The sequence below is a fragment of the Saccharomonospora sp. CUA-673 genome (assembly GCF_001942305.1).
Taxonomy (GTDB): domain Bacteria; phylum Actinomycetota; class Actinomycetes; order Mycobacteriales; family Pseudonocardiaceae; genus Prauserella.
The window spans coordinates 33,543-51,276 of sequence record NZ_MKKE01000044.1 but is presented as its reverse complement, the minus strand read 5'-3'; the positions used below and the strand labels follow the sequence as shown (position 1 = coordinate 51,276).

General features: G+C 69.4%; 15 protein-coding genes and 6 pseudogenes. 4 read left to right on the top strand and 17 right to left on the bottom strand.

Annotation, left to right across the window (positions count from 1 at the left end):
• Positions 1–200: 200 nt before the first annotated feature.
• Together BJF85_RS18550 and BJF85_RS18545 are read left to right on the top strand one after the other, a co-directional pair.
• Positions 201–1,835, top strand: coding sequence for a long-chain fatty acid--CoA ligase (locus BJF85_RS18550; protein ID WP_255375743.1), 1,635 nt, complete (start codon positions 201–203; stop codon positions 1,833–1,835).
• Positions 1,828–2,529: a DUF397 domain-containing protein gene (locus tag BJF85_RS18545; protein WP_369822217.1), complete on the top strand. Its 702-nt coding sequence runs from the start codon at positions 1,828–1,830 to the stop codon at positions 2,527–2,529. Before BJF85_RS18550 ends, BJF85_RS18545 begins: the two co-directional genes overlap by 8 nt.
• Before the next feature lie 21 nt (positions 2,530–2,550).
• Here BJF85_RS18545 and BJF85_RS30435 read toward each other — a convergent pair whose 3' ends face one another.
• The 17 genes and pseudogenes from BJF85_RS30435 to BJF85_RS18480 form a co-directional block, all read right to left on the bottom strand.
• Positions 2,551–2,655 (bottom strand): helix-turn-helix domain-containing protein, encoded by a 105-nt coding sequence (locus BJF85_RS30435; RefSeq protein ID WP_369822234.1) that lies wholly within the window; start codon positions 2,653–2,655, stop codon positions 2,551–2,553.
• Between the two features lie 114 nt (positions 2,656–2,769).
• Positions 2,770–3,093: pseudogene (locus BJF85_RS30430) on the bottom strand (recombinase family protein); the annotation flags it as partial.
• A gap of 227 nt (positions 3,094–3,320) precedes the next feature.
• Positions 3,321–4,217 (bottom strand): IS3 family transposase, encoded by an 897-nt coding sequence (locus BJF85_RS18535; protein WP_075849329.1) that lies wholly within the window; start codon positions 4,215–4,217, stop codon positions 3,321–3,323.
• Positions 4,214–4,495 carry a transposase gene (locus BJF85_RS18530; RefSeq protein ID WP_075849327.1) on the bottom strand — a complete coding sequence of 94 codons (282 nt, stop codon included), beginning with the start codon at positions 4,493–4,495 and terminating at the stop codon, positions 4,214–4,216. The genes BJF85_RS18535 and BJF85_RS18530 overlap by 4 nt, the downstream gene beginning before the upstream one ends.
• A 19-nt stretch (positions 4,496–4,514) precedes the next feature.
• Positions 4,515–4,754, bottom strand: a pseudogene (locus BJF85_RS18525) (DUF2637 domain-containing protein); the annotation flags it as partial.
• Complete coding sequence (locus BJF85_RS18520) at positions 4,751–5,974, bottom strand: IS110 family transposase (protein ID WP_075849325.1); 1,224 nt, start codon at positions 5,972–5,974, stop codon at positions 4,751–4,753. The gene BJF85_RS18520 and the pseudogene BJF85_RS18525, both read right to left, overlap by 4 nt.
• Before the next feature lie 267 nt (positions 5,975–6,241).
• Positions 6,242–6,532 carry a helix-turn-helix domain-containing protein gene (locus tag BJF85_RS18515; RefSeq protein ID WP_083666545.1) on the bottom strand — a complete coding sequence of 97 codons (291 nt, stop codon included), beginning with the start codon at positions 6,530–6,532 and terminating at the stop codon, positions 6,242–6,244.
• 149 nt (positions 6,533–6,681) lie between these two features.
• Positions 6,682–7,467: an enoyl-ACP reductase FabI gene (gene fabI / locus BJF85_RS18510; protein WP_005456799.1), complete on the bottom strand. Its 786-nt coding sequence runs from the start codon at positions 7,465–7,467 to the stop codon at positions 6,682–6,684.
• Between the two features lie 239 nt (positions 7,468–7,706).
• Positions 7,707–9,387, bottom strand: a pseudogene (gene ilvD, locus BJF85_RS18505) (dihydroxy-acid dehydratase).
• 35 nt (positions 9,388–9,422) lie between these two features.
• Positions 9,423–10,868, bottom strand: coding sequence for an NADP-dependent isocitrate dehydrogenase (locus tag BJF85_RS18500; RefSeq protein WP_005456797.1), 1,446 nt, complete (start codon positions 10,866–10,868; stop codon positions 9,423–9,425).
• Positions 10,869–10,914: 46 nt separating this feature from the next.
• Positions 10,915–11,514, bottom strand: a complete 600-nt coding sequence (locus tag BJF85_RS18495; protein WP_005456790.1) for a hypothetical protein — start codon at positions 11,512–11,514, stop codon at positions 10,915–10,917.
• Between the two features lie 91 nt (positions 11,515–11,605).
• The gene (locus BJF85_RS30425; protein WP_255375742.1) at positions 11,606–12,871 is read right to left on the bottom strand and encodes a putative inorganic carbon transporter subunit DabA; all 1,266 of its coding nucleotides are present in this window, start codon (positions 12,869–12,871) and stop codon (positions 11,606–11,608) included.
• Between the two features lie 104 nt (positions 12,872–12,975).
• Positions 12,976–13,377: pseudogene (locus BJF85_RS31555) on the bottom strand (putative inorganic carbon transporter subunit DabA); the annotation flags it as partial.
• Positions 13,278–14,234, bottom strand: a pseudogene (locus BJF85_RS18490) (putative inorganic carbon transporter subunit DabA); the annotation flags it as partial. The pseudogenes BJF85_RS18490 and BJF85_RS31555, both read right to left, overlap by 100 nt.
• 154 nt (positions 14,235–14,388) lie before the next feature.
• Positions 14,389–15,240 (bottom strand): proton-conducting transporter membrane subunit, encoded by an 852-nt coding sequence (locus BJF85_RS30420; protein WP_255375741.1) that lies wholly within the window; start codon positions 15,238–15,240, stop codon positions 14,389–14,391.
• 97 nt (positions 15,241–15,337) lie between these two features.
• Positions 15,338–15,796, bottom strand: a pseudogene (locus tag BJF85_RS30415) (sodium:proton antiporter); the annotation flags it as partial.
• A gap of 170 nt (positions 15,797–15,966) precedes the next feature.
• The gene (locus BJF85_RS18480) at positions 15,967–16,425 is read right to left on the bottom strand and encodes a hypothetical protein (RefSeq protein WP_005456782.1); all 459 of its coding nucleotides are present in this window, start codon (positions 16,423–16,425) and stop codon (positions 15,967–15,969) included.
• Between the two features lie 144 nt (positions 16,426–16,569).
• Between BJF85_RS18480 and BJF85_RS18475 the strand changes: the two genes are divergently transcribed.
• Both BJF85_RS18475 and BJF85_RS18470 read left to right on the top strand, forming a co-directional pair.
• Positions 16,570–16,851: a winged helix-turn-helix domain-containing protein gene (locus BJF85_RS18475; RefSeq protein ID WP_255375740.1), complete on the top strand. Its 282-nt coding sequence runs from the start codon at positions 16,570–16,572 to the stop codon at positions 16,849–16,851.
• Positions 16,851–17,720 carry a DUF6671 family protein gene (locus BJF85_RS18470; RefSeq protein ID WP_005456780.1) on the top strand — a complete coding sequence of 290 codons (870 nt, stop codon included), beginning with the start codon at positions 16,851–16,853 and terminating at the stop codon, positions 17,718–17,720. The genes BJF85_RS18475 and BJF85_RS18470 overlap by 1 nt, the downstream gene beginning before the upstream one ends.
• Positions 17,721–17,734: the final 14 nt, after the last annotated feature.

The window sequence follows — 17,734 nt, the reverse complement described above, 5'->3', positions numbered from 1 at the left end:
GAGAGGTCGCGTTGCAGCAGGATTCCGCAACCGCGACAACTACCGCACCCGAGTACGGTTGCACTGCACCCGATCAACCAGACAGCCCAAACGGCGCCGGGTGCCAGCGTGAATCACCGCAGCATTGCCCGGCTAAAACCGAATAGCCCCATTGAGAGGAGTTACCCATGAGGCGCATTACCGGGCACCCTTCGACCTCGATGAACGACTACCAGCTGAATACGACCACCTTTATCCGGCACGCGGCGCGGACCTACCCGGAGCAGGAGATCGTCTACCGCACGTCGTCAGGTCTGCAGCGCTACACCTATCGGGACGCATACCAGCGGATCATGCGCTTGGCCAACGCGCTCGAGACGCTCGGCGTGCAACCGGGTGATCGGGTCGGGGTGCTGGCTTGGAACACCCACCGGCATTTCGAGCTGTACTTCGGTATTCCCGGAACGGGTGCCGTGCTGCTGCAGATGAACCTGCGCATCTCGCCCGAGGACCTGACCTACGTGGGTAATCACAGCGAGGTTTCCTATGTCGTCGTTGACGAGTCGTTGCTGCCCGTCGCCGAGGCCATCGCGCCGCGGCTGAACAACGTCAAGGGTTATGTCGTGATGTCCGACCGCGCGGTTGGCCAGATCGAGACGACCCTGCCGTCGGTGCGCGGCTACGAGGAGCTTCTGGCTGAGCACGACGCCGACTACGACTGGCCGATGGTGGACGAAGCCAGCGCCTACAGCGCCTGCTACACCACGGGCACCACGGGTCGACCGAAAGGCGTGTACTACTCGCACCGCAACATCTATCTTCACTCGATGGCGATGGCGGCCAACATCGGGATCAACAGCGACGACTGCGCGGCAGTGATCGTGCCGATGTTCCACGGGCAGTCCTGGGGACTGTTCTACGCCTGCGTCATGATGGGCGCCAAGCTCGTTTTCCCCGGCCGTTACAGCGCGGAGGAGCTCAACCCTCTAGTGGACCTGATGATCCAGGAGAACGTGACCATCGCCGGTGGTGCTCCGGCGATCTTCCAGCCCATGCTCGAGTATATCCGCACCCTGGACCAGAAGCCGGATTTCGGCCGGGCCCGCTTCCTCTCCGGCGCGACCGAACCCCCGCTGTCGATGATGCGTGGGTTCAAGGAACTGACCGGCGCGGAGATCATCCACGCCTACGGCGCCACCGAGACGACACCGCTGGTCGCGGTCAACTACCGGCTCAAGCCGTCGCTGCAATCGACCCTGACCGAGGACCAGCGGTGGGATCTCAAGCGCAAGCAGGGCCTACCGATCAACGGCATCGACGTGCGGGTCGTCGACGCCGACGGTGAGGAGGTACCGCAGGACGGTGTGAGCGTCGGAGAGGTCTGTATGCGCGGCCCGTGGATCGCCGGCAGCTACCACAACGCTCCGGGCACAGAGGGCAACTTCGCCGACGGATACTGGCGCAGCGGTGACGCCGGCACCATCGACGCGAACGGCTACCTGAAAGTCGTCGACCGGATCAAGGACGTCATCAAGAGCGGTGGCGAATGGATCTCCTCGATCGACATGGAGAACGCGATCATCGGCCACCCGGATATCCTGGACGCGGCGGTCGTCGGGCTACCACACGAGAAATGGCAGGAACGGCCGCTGGCACTGGTGGTCGTCCGGCACGGCGCCACCGTCACCGAGAACGACGTCCGGACCCTGTTGCTTGAGACCTTCGCCCAGTGGCAACTGCCGGACCAGATCCTCTTCGTCTCCGAGATCCCGAAGACCAGCGTCGGCAAGACGAACAAGAAAGCGATCGTGGCGAATTACCGCGACCTCTACGCCCGGGCGGGCGGCGATGCCTGAACGACACGACACCGCTCCCGTACGCGTCGACCGTGTTGGACGGGTGCTCGTGATAACACTGGCGCGGCCGCATGCTCGCAACGCGGTGAACGCGGCCATGGCCGCCGAACTGGGAAGCCGCCATCGACCAGTTGGAAACCGACGACGAGCTATGCCCGCGTATCCAGGCTCCCAACACGCACCTCAGCTGCGGAACGCGGGCCAAGTCCACCTTGTTGCGCGCGACCGCGTTCAACGGGCCGTAGTCCCCGCAAGCCTACGCGGGAACCGCGCCCTCGATCTCGAAGAACTTCAACAATACCGCGAACCCCAGTGGCGGAAGTCGACCCGTTCGCAGGGTCAGAACGACTGTGTCGAGATCACCGACGAGGTTCGCGGTTCGGTCGGTGTCCGCGACAGCAAGCTCGGCGACGCATCGCCGGTGCTGGCGGTGACCGTCGAGCAGTGGCGCCTTTTCCGCGCGTCGGTCCGCGCCGGCCGGGGTCGACGCCGGCCAGCCGTTGACGGTGCGCACCGCGCCCGAGGTGATCACCTTCCCGCGTGGGCCGGTCCGCACGGTCTGGCACCTGCGCCACCGCGACACGGGCGTCGAGCTGCACTACACTGCCGGCAGCGCGATGCGTTCCTCGCCGGGCTGGACGCCGGCGAGCTGGGCGTGTCCGCCGGCGCCGAGCTGGCCGCTCTCGCGTCCTGACCCGACCGGCCGGGGCCGTGCCTACGCGGCCGTGTCCCGGCCGAGGTCGAGGTGCCGGTAGATCGTGGCGCGGCCGACGCGCAGCTCGCGCGCGATCTCGGCCGGTTTCTTGCCGTCGTCGTACATGGCGCGGGCCATCTGCACCATCGTCGGTGTCATCACCGTGGGCCGGCCGCCGACGCGGCCGGGAGCCCGTGCGGCGGCGAGGCCTTCCTGCGTTCCCTCGCTGATCAGGTCAGCGGTGAACTCGTCGATCGCGGCGATGAGGTGGAACAGCAGCCGCCCGTGCGGGGCGCTGGTGTCGATGCCCTGGTGAATGACGACGAGGTCGATCTCGCGCTCGGCGAGCGTCGCCGCGACGCCGGTCAGGTGCGTGACCGAGCGCGCCATCCGCGACAACCGTGTGATGTGGAGCTGGTCGCCGGGTCAGAGGTAGTCGAGGCACTGTTCCGACCCCGGCCGGCGGGCGAGCTTGCCGCTCGTCTTGTCGGTGAACACCCGCTCGCAGCCGGCCCCCTCGAGCGCGTCCTGCTGGGAGCGCAGCCGTTGCAGCGGGGTCGACACCCCGCGCGTACCCGATCTTCGCCATGCCTCGAATCGTCTCGAAAAGGCCTGACACCCCGCTCAGGCTCGCCGAGGTTTCGGACACGGGTTTCGGACACTTCCCGCCGGGCGTGTCGCCGGTTGACGCCGCTAAATGATCTTGGCCAGAGTTGCTCGCTGGAATTCCCCACTCGGGGCGGTGGTTAGCGTAGCGGTTTGAGATTCCCCTGAAACCGTGAAGGCTTCCTCTATGCCGCTGCCGGTTGGTCAGCGGTGGTCTTCTCGTATTCGGTGGGGGGTAGCAGCCGGGCCGTGGTGTGGCGGCGCCGGTTGTTGTAGAACTCGTGGCACCATGCCGTGACGATGTTTCTGGCTTCGGCGCGCGTGGCGAAGTGATGTCTGGACAGTACCTCGTGTTCGAGAGTGGAGAAGAACGACTCGGCTGCCGCGTTGTCGAAACACGATCCTACCCGGCCCATCGACTGCCGGATACCTAGTTTCTTCTTGCATAGCAGCGAAAATGATGATGCGGTGTAGGTGGAGCCGCGGTCGCTGTGAAAGATCACTCCCTCGATCTTTTGGCGTCCGCCGCGCACAGCGGCGGCGATCTTGATCGCATCGCAGGCAAGCTCCGCGTCCGGATGCTCGGACATCGGGCAGGCGAGCAGCCGGCGCGAGAACAGATCCAGCACCGTAGCCATGTACAGCGGTCCTTCATCGGTCGGGATGTGGGTCATGTCGCCACACCACGTGTGGTTCGGCGCGGACACGGCGAAGTCCCGCTTCAGCAGGTCCGGAAACGTCGGTGCCGTCCGATCTTGCTTGGTCAATCCCTTACGCCGCTTAGGTTTCCGACCAGCCAATCCTTGCCGGTGCATCGAGTCGGCGACGGTGTTCACACTCACCCGCCAACCAGCCTCGAGTAGATCGGCATGCACCCTCGGCGACCCGTACGTGCCGCCGGACGCGTCGAAGAACGACCGCACCGTCGAGTCCAGGTCGGCGCGGCGCCGCTCGCGGACGGTGGGCTGACGCTTGATCCATTTGTAGTACCAGGACACGCTCACCTCGAGCAACGCGCAGGTCAACGTGAGTGGCACGCCGAAATTGGTCCTCTGGTCGGCGATGAAGCGGGCCACACTCACTTCGTCGCCTCCTTCACCCACAGGACCACGGATCGCTTGAGCAGATCACGCTCCATCCGCACCGCGGCCAGCTCGGCCTGCAGCCGCTGCACCTCAGCGGCCGGATCGGCGGGCGTCACGCCGCGCTGCTCGCGGTCCTTGGCCACCCAATTACCCAGCGTCCCAGCGTTCACACCCAGCTCGCGGGCGACCTCGGCGACCGGCCTGCCCGTGTCCAGGACAAGGCGAACAGCACCCTCCCGAAACTCCGGATCAAACTTCCGTCGTGACTCAGACATGAAACTCCTTACAGTCCATGCCTCCACGATTCCGGGGGAAGCTCAGGCCGACCTTCCACAGCTCGATCGTGGCCATCGTCAACAACCCGTCGACGATGAGCGGCCAGAGGGTGGCGGTGGTCTCGTCGGCGCCGAACCGCAGCGCGAATTCGCGGCCGTGTCGGTAGGAGACGTAGGCCGCGCCCACGGCTACCAGCAGTGTGCACGCGCACTGCAGGTGCAACGATCGATCGGGAGGTGTCCCTATGGGTGAGGTCAAGCGGCGGTCGCGAGTTTCTCGTTCTCCTTCGATGGTTGTGGTGGTTGGTAGTAGGTGCCGTTGCGGAGCATGGCGAACAGGACGTCGCAGCGGCGGCGGGCGAGGCAGATCAGCGCCGCGTTGTGTTTCTTCCCTTCGGCGCGTTTCTTGTCGTAGTAGGCGCGGCTGACGGGGTCGGACAGGGCAGCGAACGCGGCGAGGAAGAAGGCTCGCTTGAGCTTGCGATTGCCTGCTCGCGTCGGATGTTCGCCCTTGATCGAGGAGCCCGATTTGTGCGTAACTGGGGCGATGCCGGCGTAGGCAGCCAGGTGGGCCGAGCTGGCGAAGCTGGATGCGTCGCCGATCTCGAGCAGGATGCGGGAGGCGGTCCTGACCCCGATGCCGGGCATCGAAGTCAGGACCCCGGCAAGAGGGTGCGCATCAAGCAACTCCTCCACCTGGGCGGCTAGCGTTTTCCGTTGTGCGAGAACGGTTTTCAAGCTCTCGGCCAGCTGCGGCAGCACTGTGTCGGCTGCGGTGGTGCCGGGCACGGTGACGGTCTGTTCGTCCAACGCGGCCCAGACACGATCGACAAGCTTGGCGTGCTTACGCGGCGCGTGCTCGGCCGCGATCGCGGCGACCTGCTCGCGACCGGCGGCGCGGATGCCGGCCGGCCCGCCGCAGTGGGCCAAGATCTCCAACACCGCTCGGTGGGTGATGTCCGGGCCGATCGCACGTTCCAACGCCGGATGGATGCCGGTCAGCAGCTCCCGGATGCGGTTCGACAACCGCGTGGCCTCTCCGGCGAGGTCATCATCGTAGCCGACCAGCACCTCCATCTCGGCTAGCGTGTCGTCGCCGAGATCGACCTGGCGCAGCGTGTGCGGCAGGGTACGGGCCGCGTCGGCGATGACCAGGGCATCACGGGCGTCGGTCTTGGCATTGCCCGGATAGAGGTCGGCGATACGCCGCATCGCCAGCCCGGGCAGGTAGGCCACGTCGTGCCCGCACGCCCGCGCGACCGCCACCGGCAGCGCGCCGATCGAGGCCGGCTGATCCACCACGACCAGCACGCGCCCATGGTCAGCGAGTTTGTCGAAGACCTCCCGCAGCTTGGGTTCGCTGTTGGGCAGCGCCGCATCGTGCAACCGCGTACCGTCCGGAGCCAGGGCCACCGCGTGATGCTCGCCCTTGCCGACATCGAACCCAAGGAACACGCCGTAACCGTGCTCACACGCCATATACCAGGCCCTTTCGCCGCGTCGGTCCTGGTCACCAGTCACGCACCGGTGGTCGGCATCCACGCCTGCGACGAGACCTGCACTCGGGCGGCCGTGTCCCTATCAGCGATCCAGCGATGCACCAAGCCCGGTGACACCACCCCCCGGATCATGCGCTCGACTGGGGGCATCAGTCATGCCGGACCTGGCGACCAGGAGCCCCCTTGATCAGGAGCCGCGAAAACGGTAACGGGGGCTTGATGTGGATGGTGTGTTGGTCATCGGGCGTCACCTGGCCGGGGCTGCCTCGATGTCGCGGATCGGGACGCCACGCTCATACAAGCGCTGGCGCACGGTGCCCGCGGCGACATCCATACGCGCGGCGATCCGGGCCAGCGACCACCCCTGTTGGTAGAGCCGGGCCGCGTCGTCGATCTGCTCCTCGGACAGACCGCGCCGCCGCATCGGAACACCGTGGCGATGCAAGATCGCGGACGCAGTGCGACGTTCGATGCCGAACTGATCACCCAGCTCGTAGACGGTGGCACCGGACTTGTAGCCCTCGATCAGTTGCTGCACCAGGTCGTCGGGGAGTCGCCGGGTGCGGCCGGGCTTTGTCCGCTTCGGTGTCGGTTGGGACGGTGTAGCCAGGTCCGGCAGCTTCATTCGCAGTGTTTCCAGGGCGCTGACCTGGTCCTTTGTGTTCGAGTAAGCTCCCCCAACCTCCATCATGATCCCTGTTGGCGCAGGGGCGCGGCCATGGCGTGGTAGCCGCCGTCGACGTGGAGGATCTCGCCGGTGATAGCGCGGGCGAGGTCGGAGAACAGGAAGCAGACGGCGTCGGCCACCGGGGTCGAGTCGGCTGGGTCCCACCGCAAGGGCGAACGGGTTGCCCAGGCGTCGAGCAGGGCTTCGAAGCCGGGGATGCCGGTGGCCGCCCGGGTATGGATCGGCCCGGCCGCGACGAGGTTGACCCGGATTCCGGCAGGCCCGAGGTCGCGTGCGAGGTACCGGTTGAGCGACTCCAGTCCGGCTTTGCAGACGCCCATCCAGTTGTAGACCGGCCACGCGGCGCTGGCGTCGAAGTCGAGCCCGACCAGGCTGGCGCCGGAGGGTGGGGCGAGCCGGTTCACCGCCGCGGCGAGCGCGGCGAGGGATACGGTGCTGGTCTGGAACGCCAGTCCGATCCCTTCGGGGCGGGCGTTGAGTAGGGGGCCTTCCAGGGCGTCGGCGGGTGCGAAGGCGATGGCGTGCAGGGCGCCGTCGAGTCTCTCCCACCGCTCAGCGATCGTTGCGGTGAGCCGGGCGGTGTCGTGGGAGGCAGTGGCGTCGAAGGGGATGACGTCGATGTCGCCGGTGAGCTGCGCTGCCGCCGCACGGGCCCGATCGAGATCGCGGGGGAGCCCGGTGAGCAGCACCTCGGCGCCGAGTTGTTGGGCGCGGCGGGCGACGGCGAAGGCGATGCTGTCGGTGGTGACGACCCCGGTCACCAGGATGTGCTTGCCGTCCAACACAGTGCGGCTCCTTCGCGGGGGTTGGTGTGTGCGGCCCGGCAGGCGTGGGTCGTGACCGCTTGGTGGACGTCGATGGCCCGGCGGATGCAGGGTCCGGTCGTGGCGGTGATTCCTTCGACAGGGCGGTCGGCGCTGGCGGCACCGCCGATGCGCCCCGCAGGCCGTGCCGCCGGCACGGCGATGGGAGAAAAGCCGGATCGCTCGCGTGACATGATGGTGTTTGCGTCGGGTGGGGCTGCTCATCGTGGGGTGGCGCCGACGAGCGCCCCCTGCGAGGCGCAGCCGACGAGGCGGCTGTACTTGGCTAGGAAGCCGTTGCCGGTCGGGGCAGGGGGTGGGTGCCAGCGGTGACGGCGTCGTTCGAGTTCGGCAGGGTTGACGTCGAGATCGATGGTGCGTGCCGGGATGTCGATCATGATCGGGTCGCCGTCGGCGACCAGCGCCAGCGGCCCGCCGGCAGCGGCCTCGGGGGCGACGTGGCCGACGCAGAGGCCGGTGGTGGCGCCGGAGAAGCGGCCGTCAGTGACCAGCGCCACCTGGTCACCCAGGCCGGTGCCGCGGACAGCGGCGGTGACGGCGAGCATCTCCGGCATTCCCGGTCCGCCGCGTGGGCCTTCGTACCGGATCACGATCACCTCGCCTGCGGTGAGGCGACCGCCTGAGACGTAGCCCATGGCGGCGTCTTCGTTGTCGAAACCCGGGCTGTGCCGTGGAAGCGGTCGACGGTCAGGCCGGCCATCTTGACCACCGCGCCGCTGGGGGCGAGTGCCCCGCGGAGGATGGCCAGGCCGCCGTCGGGGCGGAGCGGGTCATCTGGCGTTCGGAGGACCGTACCGTCGGGTTTCGGGGCTGCGAGTTCGGCGAGGTTCTCGGCCAGGGTGGCTCCGGTCACGGTCAGGCAGTCGCCGTGGAGCAGTCCGGCGTCCAGCAGCGCGGCGAGCACTGCGGGCACGCCACCGACCTGGTGCAGGTCGGCCATGACGTGGCGCCCACCGGGACGGAGATCGGCGATGTGGGGGGTGTGTCGGCTGATCCGGTCGAAGTCGTCGAGGGTCAGGCGGACGCCGGCTTCGTGGGCGATGGCGGGTAGGTGCAGCGCGGCGTTGGTCGACCCGCCCAGGGCCATGACCACGGTGATGGCGTTCTCGAAGGCTTCGCGGGTGAGGATGTCGCGTGGGCGGATCCCGGCGCGCAGGGCGGCGACGGCGGCCGCTCCGGTGTCGTGGGCGATGCCGGGGCGTGTGGGGTCGATGGCGGGGGCGGATGCCGAGCCGGGCAGTGCGATACCGAGGCTTCGGCTTCGGCGGCGATCGTGTTGGCGGTGTACATGCCGGCGCACGATCCGGCTCCTGGGCACGCGGCGCGCTCCAGCTCGTCGAGGTCGTCGGTGCTGAGCAGGCCGCTTGCCTGCGCGCCGACGGCCTCGAACACGTCCTGGATCGTCACCGGCCGACCCTGCCAGCTCCCGGGGAGGGAGGAGCCGCCGTACAAGAACGCCGTGGGTACGTTGAGGCGTGCGGCGGCCATGAGCATCCCGGGAAGGCTCTTGTCGCAGCCGGCGATGGTGACCATCGCGTCGAGTTGTTCGGCCTCCATGACACACTCGACCGAGTCTGCGATGAGGTCCCGGCTGGGAAGGGACGCGCGCATGCCGCGGTGCCCCATGGCGATCCCATCGGACATGGCGATGGTCGAGAACCGCATCGCCACCCCGCCCGCCTTCCTGACCCCGTCGGCCGTCGCGCCTGCCAGGCGGTCCAGGGCGATGTTGCAGGGTGTGAGGTCGTTGGCGGCCGCGGCCACACCGATCTGCGGCCGGGTGAAGTCCTCGTCGGCGAACCCGACTGCCCGCAGCATCGCCCGGGCCGGTGCTCGGGTGACGCCGTCGGTGACGATTCGGCTACGGTGACGCGGGTCCATGTCTTCTCCCGGCTTCGCTTGGTCAGCTCGGCCCTTCATTGGCCCTGGCCTCGGGTGAATGCGGGTTCGCCGTCGAAGGCGTAGAGTCCTTCGGTCTTGATCGGTTCGATGCCGTGCTCGACCATGCGGGCCTGGAGGGCGACGACCTCGGCGGCGGTGGTGGTCCCGCGCGGGTCGAGGAAGCGGCATCGCCAGTGGTCGGTGAGCAGGGTCTCGGGCGCGCCGCCTGGCCAGACCTTCTGTCCCCGGTTGGAGATCATGTCAAGGTGCAGGGGTGCGGCGAACGGACGAAGCTTGGCGGCGAGTTCGTCTGGGGTGGTGTCTGGGCTGTGGACGAACACGTCGACGCCGAGCTGGGTCTTGGCGGCAGCGGATCGGCCCGCGAGCTTGACGGTGATCGGCCTGTGCTGGGCGTAGTGCGTTGCCGGCAGCCGGGTGGGTTCTTGGCCGAGACGGTCGATGACCGATGCCGCGAACGCCGTGGTGCCGACCTTGGAGGTGCTGGTATCGGGCTCGTAGATGTCGTAGGTGTGGATGCCGTCTTCGATGGTCCGCAGCCAGGCGTTGTGGACTCGGCTCGCGACGTCGGCTTGTCCGATGTGGACCAGCATCTGTACCGCGGCCAGCAGCAGCCCTGAAGGATTCGCAACGTCTTGGCCGGCTCGCCGGGGGGCGGATCCGTGGATGGCTTCGAACATGGCGACTCGCTCGCCGATGTTCGCGCTTCCGGCGAGGCCGACAGATCCGGCGATCTGGGCGGCGACGTCGGAGAGGATGTCGCCGTAGAGGTTCGGCAGGACGACGACGTCGAACGCCTCGGGGGTGTCGGCGAGCTTGGCCGCACCGATGTCGACGATCCAATGCTCTGCCTGGATATCGGGGTAGTCGGCGGCGACCTCGTCGAACACCCGGTGGAACAGGCCGTCGGTCATCTTCATGATGTTGTCCTTGGTGAACGCTGTCACCTTGGTTCGCCGATAGGCTGTGGCGTACTCGAAGGCGTAGCGAATTACCCGCTCGCATCCCTGCCGGGAGATGAGCTTGAGGCACTGCACGACCTCGTCGGTCTGGCGGTGCTCGATGCCGGCGTAGAGGTCCTCTTCGTTCTCCCGAACGATGACGACGTCCATGCCAGGGTGCTTGGTGGCGACGAACGGTGCGTAGGCGACGCATGGCCGGACGTTGGCATAGAGACCGAACGTCTTGCGCACGGTGACGTTGAGGCTCTTGAACCCTCCGCCTTGCGGGGTGGTGATGGGCGCCTTGAGGAACACACCCGTGCGGCGGATCGACTCGAGCGCCTCGGGAGTGACGCCGGCGGGGTTGCCAGCCTGATAGACCGACTCTCCGATGGTGATCGTGTCGATGTCAAGGGCCGCGCCTGCGGCGTTGAGCACCGAAAGGGTGGCTTCCATGATTTCCGGACCGATTCCGTCTCCGTGGGCGACGGTGATCGGTGCGGATGTGGAATGCGTGGTCATGCTGCTCCTGAGACCGAGGACGTGACGGGACGGGACGCTGGATGGGCTAGGGGCGAGTCGTGGCGGTGCCGCGTGCGAGCCGGCATCCGGCGCTGGTCGTGCCGCACGGTCCACTGATGCCCTGCTCTGGGTCATCGATGTACCAGTGGGTCGCGACCAGGCGCGGGTAGCGGCTGCCGAGTTCGGTCAGGGTGGCGTGGACGGTGTCGCGGGAGTCGGTGTGCGCGAAGACCGGAAAGAACGCTCCCGGCAGGCTCGCTGCGGGCGCCGCGCCTTGCACCAGGACATCGAGGATCAGGCGCCGTCGCTGGTGGGGGTTGTGTGCCTCGCGCAGGGCGGAACCGTCCAGCCAGCACAGCGACCACAGCCCGGACACCGAGGAGGAGGTCCGGATCCCCACCGGCACTGCTGGCGGGCGCCCTTCCGTGGGGTCCCCGACGGCGCATCCGCAGGTCTGCACATGCTCGCCGCACGGGAACAACGTGGGCAGGTCCGCGTCAAGCTCGCGGCGGATCCAAATCCCGAGCAGGGCGTCCCGCTGAGCTGGATCGCCGCCGTAGCGCCGGTGGTGGACCAGGTAGTCGCTCGCCTGCTCGACGGCGACCTCGGCGTGGTCCACACTTGAGATCAGTAGAAGCGCGCTCATCGGGTACCTCTCTTTCCAAGCGGCTCTGTTACGTGGGGAGTTAGGACAGGTCGTTCCGGGTGGGACGCCGCCATCGGGTGGTGTGGAGCGGTCACGGGAGCGCCTGCCGGGATGTCGGTGCTGGCGTGTCGGTGCTGGGGTGCCAGGGCTGCCACCCGGTGGGGGTGTAGCGGTGCCACGGGTCGTCGGGCTGTTCCCGTGCGGCGAGTCCAATCCAGTCGTGGCTGAACATGTGGTGCAGCATTGTGTGGCGGGCGATGAGGGTGTCCAGCCTGGGCAGGGGTGCCTGCACGATGGCGAGCAGGCGTTGCGGTTCATGTCGGGCGTGGTGGCCGTCGGTGAGGGACTGCCAGGGCAGGCCGGGCTGGAGGTCACTGGTGTGGCCGGTCATGACGCCCAGGCCCCCACCGGTGACGTTGTGCAGGGTTTTGCTGCCGGCGCCGAAGGACTGCGGGTCGACGGTGGCGAAGTAGTACTGGCTGTTGATCCAGTGTGCGACGACGAGCGGCGCGGTGAGGATTGTTTCCAGGACGGTGCCGGTCGGGTCGAGGTCGGGATCGTAGTCGTGGAGGAACACGCGGCTGTGCAGGTCGATGCCGCGGGTGAGGGCGCGGGGCGCGATGAGGAAGGCGGCGTTGTCGGCGAGACCCCATTCCGGGAAGACCTGGGCCCAGTCACGGGCCCGGGCGCGGGTGTGGCGCGCCGCGTGCCGCGGGCGGGGCCGGGTGGGTGCGCCCGGCAGGATGGCGCAGCGTTCGGCGGCCAGCCGGGTGCCGGCCGTGCGGAGGTCGGCGGTGAGCCTGTCAGCGTCGCGGCGGTGGGTGGCGGGCAGGAGGTGGGTGTCCAGCAGGCGTACGGTGTCGGTGGTGGTGTCGTGTTCGGCCGGGACGAACCAGGTGTCGTCGGGAACGGTGATGCCGCGGTCGGCCAGGTGAAGGCGGACCTGCGGATCGTTGAGCAGGGCGGCGGCCGTGCGGGCGTTGGGACCTCCGGGATGTCCCCCGCAGGCGCCGCAGTCCAGCGCGGCCTGGTAGGGGTTGTTGTCGGTGTGGGCGCGGTGCCCGCAGAACACGACCAGCCGCGCGAACCCGCGGGTCAGGCCCATCAACGTCAGGATGGTTTCGGCGGTCGCGGCACGCTCCTCGGGGGTGAGCGCCTCGGCGATGGAGATCTCGGTCTGCGGCTCGGGCGTGATGCGGCGGGCCCACCACGCGCCTGTGGCGCCGGCGGCACGGGGAGTGAAGGTCTTGGCCGCGGCCAGCGGCCCGGCCAGCCAGCCGGCGGCTTCGGCGAGGGCGAACGGCGCCAGCAGGTCGTCCTTGGCGGCGTGCAGGGAGTGCTCGGCGGCGGCGAGCACCCTGCGGCCGGCCAGTGACCGCTCGGCCGCGCGCGCCGACCAGGGGCGGGGTGCTCGGTGAGGGTGTGGCGAGGCGTGATCGGGCCGGGACACTGGGTGCGAGCGGCACCCCCGGCGAGGTCGCGGTAGCGCATGGCGACGGCGAAGAAACCGGCGAAGCCCAGGGTCTGGTAGCTGCCGAGGACCTCCAGGTGGCGGCGCAGTCCTTCGGAGCGGGGATCGATGCAGCACACCACCTGCGCCCGCGGTGGGGCTTCGGGCAGTTCGGGCTGGGGCCGGCCGAGGATGCGCAGCAGCAGCCGGCTCCGGTAGTGGTCCTCGTAGCGTCCAGCCAGACCAGCGCCCGCTGCTGGATCGGCAGCTGGTCGAGCAGCTCCACCAGCTCGCTCCGTTGGGCGGCATCGGTGTCGGTGACTTCCAGCGCTCCCAACAGGTGGTAGGCCCGGTCGTGCGGGTCGACGGTGGCCTGCCGGGTGTCGAACCGGCTCGCGGAGGCCCAGGACCACGCTGTGCCGGGAGCGTGGGAGCCGGCGAGCGCGGCGGCTTCGACGGCCAACCGCAACGCGAGGTAGTCGACGAGGTCGATGCCGCTGTCGGGCCGCTCGCCGCGCCACCGGACGTGGGCGGCGAAGCCGGGCAAGCAGGCCAGGTGGGCCTGCAGGTAGCGGGTCCGCTGGTCGTCCGGGACACCGAGCGCGGCCAGCGCGTCCAGGATGGTGTGCTCGGCGCGTTCGGGCAGGTGCCGCAGCCGCGCCCGCACCGGCCGCGGCAAGGTTCCGTCATGGGCGGCCAGCGCCCGCCACGCCGAGTAGAAGCCGCGGTCACGACCCGGCATCCGCCAGGTGGACTGGCCTTCGTCCAGGTAGGCCGCGCACCACTGGATCGTGTGGGTGTTGAGCAGGGCGGCCACCTCCGGGGCCAGTGCTTCGGCCGCGGTGCGTGCCTGACGGCGCGGCGGTGGACACGCGATGCCCTGGTGCAGATCGGCCACCAGCAGGTCGACCGGGTCGTAGGCGCGGTTGCCGAGAGTGAGCGGGCCCCGCTGTAGCGCCGTGGGGTGGCGGCGGGCCAGCGCGGCGCGCAGGTCGTCGTCGGTGATCCGGCCGCGCTGCCAGGCGGCACGTAGCCAGGTCTCGTCTGGGGTGACTCGTGCTCCGAGCAGATCCGCGGCGGTGGTGGCCGCGTCGGCGAACGGGCGGTCCAGCAGGCCGGACAACGGGTTGACCGCGATGAAGTCCGCCAATGGCCAGGTCGGAGCCAGGAATCCGGCCGCGTCGGCGATCTCGGCGCGCACTGCCGCCTGCTGTGTGGCGACGTCAGAGACGGCATCGGGGGCGAGGTTGGTGGCGGGGCCGGTGGTCATGAGTGTGAACCCTCCTGCGCGAGCACGACGCGACAAGTGGCGGAACGTGCGACCGTGGAGAACAGGGGAAGCCACGCGTGCGGGACAGCCGGTGACTCACCTGTCATGGCGGCGACCCGCTTGCGCGGGATGCCGTCGAGCGCGTGGGGGCGAGTCACGCCCGAGCTCCTTCCAGTTGGGGAACCGGCCGCGGACGCGGTGTCGGTACCAGCCATGGCGGGTGACCCCAGGCGGCGGTGTACGTGCGCTGCTGCCCGGCGGACAACGCCGCCACGTACAGCCGGTCGCGCCACCGGCCCAGACCGACCGCGGGTGCCAGGTGGAGCAGCAGCGCACCGGCCGCCAGCACCGCCACCACGGTCGCGAGAACCCAGGCCGAGACAGCGGCGGGCCCGCTTGCGGGCAGGCTCGGGGCCAGGAGCTCGGTGACCGCGCCCACCAGGGCCAGGTACCCGATCGCCACGCCCGGCAGCACGATCACCACCGTGACCAGCGCGCCGCCGGTCGGGTGACGACGCAGCCAGCCCCACGCCAGCCGCGCGGCGGTGGCCACGGCGAAGAGCGACAACGCGACGCCACCGGCATGAAGGGGTAGCAACCAGGCCGCCACCCCGACCGCCGCGACGGCGGCGACCCCGGCGAGGACAGCGACCTGCGCTGCGCGGGCAGGAGCCAACCGAGGCGCGGGAGGAGCCGCAGTGTGGCCAGCGTGCCGCTGCACGGCCGACCCCGAGCCGAGGAACAGGGTGGCTTTGAACAGCCCGTGCGCCACCAGGTGCACCACCGTCGCGGCGTAGAGGCCGAGCCCGCAGGTCATGAGCATGAACCCCATCTGCCCGATCGTGGAGTGCACCAGCGCCCCTTTGATGTCGGGGCGGGTCAGCATGATCGCGGTGGCGGCCACGACGCTGGCGGCTCCGATGGCGAACGCCAGGTGTGTCGCCACCGGCGCGGCACCGACGATCGGCGACAGCTTCACCAGCAGCACCCCGCCGGCGTTGACCACGCGGCGTGCAGCAGAGCCGAAACCGGGGTCGGTGCCGCCAGGTCGCCGGCAGCCATCGGTGCCAGGGCAGCTGCGCGCACCGCACGGCCGCGGCGACCACCAGCGAACAGGCCACCACCGTGCCCACCGCACCGCCGAGGGCCGCGTCGCCCTGGTGGCGCAGGTCGAGATCCCCCCAGACCGTGACCGCGAGGACAACCCCAGTCCACAACGCGGCGTCCCCGGCGACGACGGCACGGGTGGTGCGCCGTGCGGCATCGACGGCCGAGGGCGCCGGCCGATACATCCCCACCAGACGGCACAAGATCACCCCGGTCAGCGTCCACGCCACCGCCAGGGTGACGAGAGTCGCCGCGGTCACCATCACCGTGGTCGCGGCGGTCAGCGCCCCCGCCGCGACAGCGAAGCGGGCCGCGGCCGGATCGCCGTGCAGGTAGCGGCGGGCGAACGCCTGGACCACGGCGCTGACCGTGCACACCAGCAGCAGAACGATCGCCCCGACGTGGTCGACCACCAGCCCGGTCCAGGCTCGCCCGTCCGGGTTGGCCAGCACCATCGCCACCGGCCCGCCGACTACCACCGTCACGGCCAGCGTCCCCGCCAGCGCGGTGGCCACCAGCGCCGCACCCGCACCCAACGCGGGCGCCAAGCTTCGTAGCCGCCGGATCGACCCGGCCATGGCCGCAACAGCGGGAAGGGCCACCAAAACGAGCAGCGTCACCCCTGTCACGCCGTCGTACCTTCCTGACCCGCGCGCGCCGCCGCGCCGCGCGTCGCCGGGGCTCCGGCGAGGTCGGTGGCGCGCGGCTCAGCACCGGTGCCCGCAGCGGGCTCGGGCGGCGAACCGAGGTGTTCCAGGCAATGCGGAGGCAACGCACGCCCGTCGAAACCCCCGATCCGCACCCGGACGAACTCGTCGTGGACCACGCAGTACAGCGACCGCCCCCGTTCCAGCTCGCGGGCGATGTAGGCACCCACGCTCTGCGCGGCCCCCCGCCGCACGCCCGGCGGGCTGGTGTCGATCACCACGTCCGGCGGCGGCGAGGCCCACCGGTGCGCCCAGCGCCGCGCCACCTCATCGGCCGCGCGCTCGCCGGTCAGTACGCCCGCCATCTCGGCGTCGACCACCGCGCCCACCTCCCGCAGCAGGTTCTCCCACGGGAGCGCCATCTCCTCGTCGCCCATGACACCCACCTCCCAAGCACGCTACCAATGACCTGTGTTCTAATACGCGATATGAATCATACGACATTGATGACGTGCTTTGGCAAGCGTGACATGCGTTACCCCCGACGAGGTACAGTTGCGGCCATGCAGGAGTGGACGTTCTTGACCAATCACGCCCACGTACTGCTGTGCGTGGTGCGGGATCCACAAGTTCGGTTGCGGGATGTGGCCGAGGTGGTGGGCATCACCGAGCGGGCGGCGCAGCGCATCGTGGCCGACCTCGTCGAGGCGGGCTACCTGGAACGCACCAGGGAGGGGCGGCGCAACCGGTACCGGTTGCATCCGGATTTGCCGCTGCGGCACCCGATGGACCGTGACACCGCCATCGGGCAGCTCGTGGCCCTGCTCACCGGCATCGACGCCCGATCCGGCAACCTCGTGTAATGCTCGCCGTGCACCCCTACGCGGGCGCACCGGTCGCGATGGCCACCCGACACGGCAAGCAGCGAGCCCTCGCTGCCGCCCTGGCGCGGATCCCCGGCATGCGGCTTGTGCTCGCCCACGATGTGGACACCGATCAGCTCGGCACCTTCACCGGTGAGATCCCCCGCGCCGGGTCGGCGGCCGAGACCGCGGTCCGCAAGGCGCGCCTCGCGATCGAGTCGACCGGCCTCGGACTCGCCGTGGCCAGCGAAGGCTCCTTCGGCCCGCACCCGGTCGCGCCAATGCTGAGCGCCGGCCAGGAGATCCTCGCCTTCCTCGACACGGTGCGGGACGTCTGCATCCTGGAGCGCCGAACCACACCGACGAACTTCAGCCACACCACGACCCGCCGCCTCGACGAGGAAACCGACGCCTACCTGGCGCGCGTCGGTTTCGGTGCCCACGCGGTCATCGTCCGTCCCCACAGCCCCGCCGACGTGCGGGCTCCAGGCCCCATCTGCAAGGGCATCCAGACCCGTGCCGACCTCGATGCGGCGATCAGCCGGTGCACCGCGCACTCCACCGATGGCCTGGCGCGACTGGAGACCGACATGCGCGCGCACGTCAACCCCACCCGCATGCGGGAGATCAGCGTGCTCGCCCACCAACTCGCCTCGCGTCTGGCCACCCTGTGCCCGGCCTGCGGCACCCCCGGATTCGGCCCGGTGGACCGCGAACCTGGTCTGCCCTGCGGCACGTGTGGCGAGCCCACCCGCCTGACCCTGGCAACGATCCACGGGTGTGCCCGCTGCCCGCACCGCGGCCGCCACCCTCGCGATGACGGCCAACGACGTGCCGATCCCACGTTCTGCGAATGCTGCAACCCGTAACCCCCGGACACCAC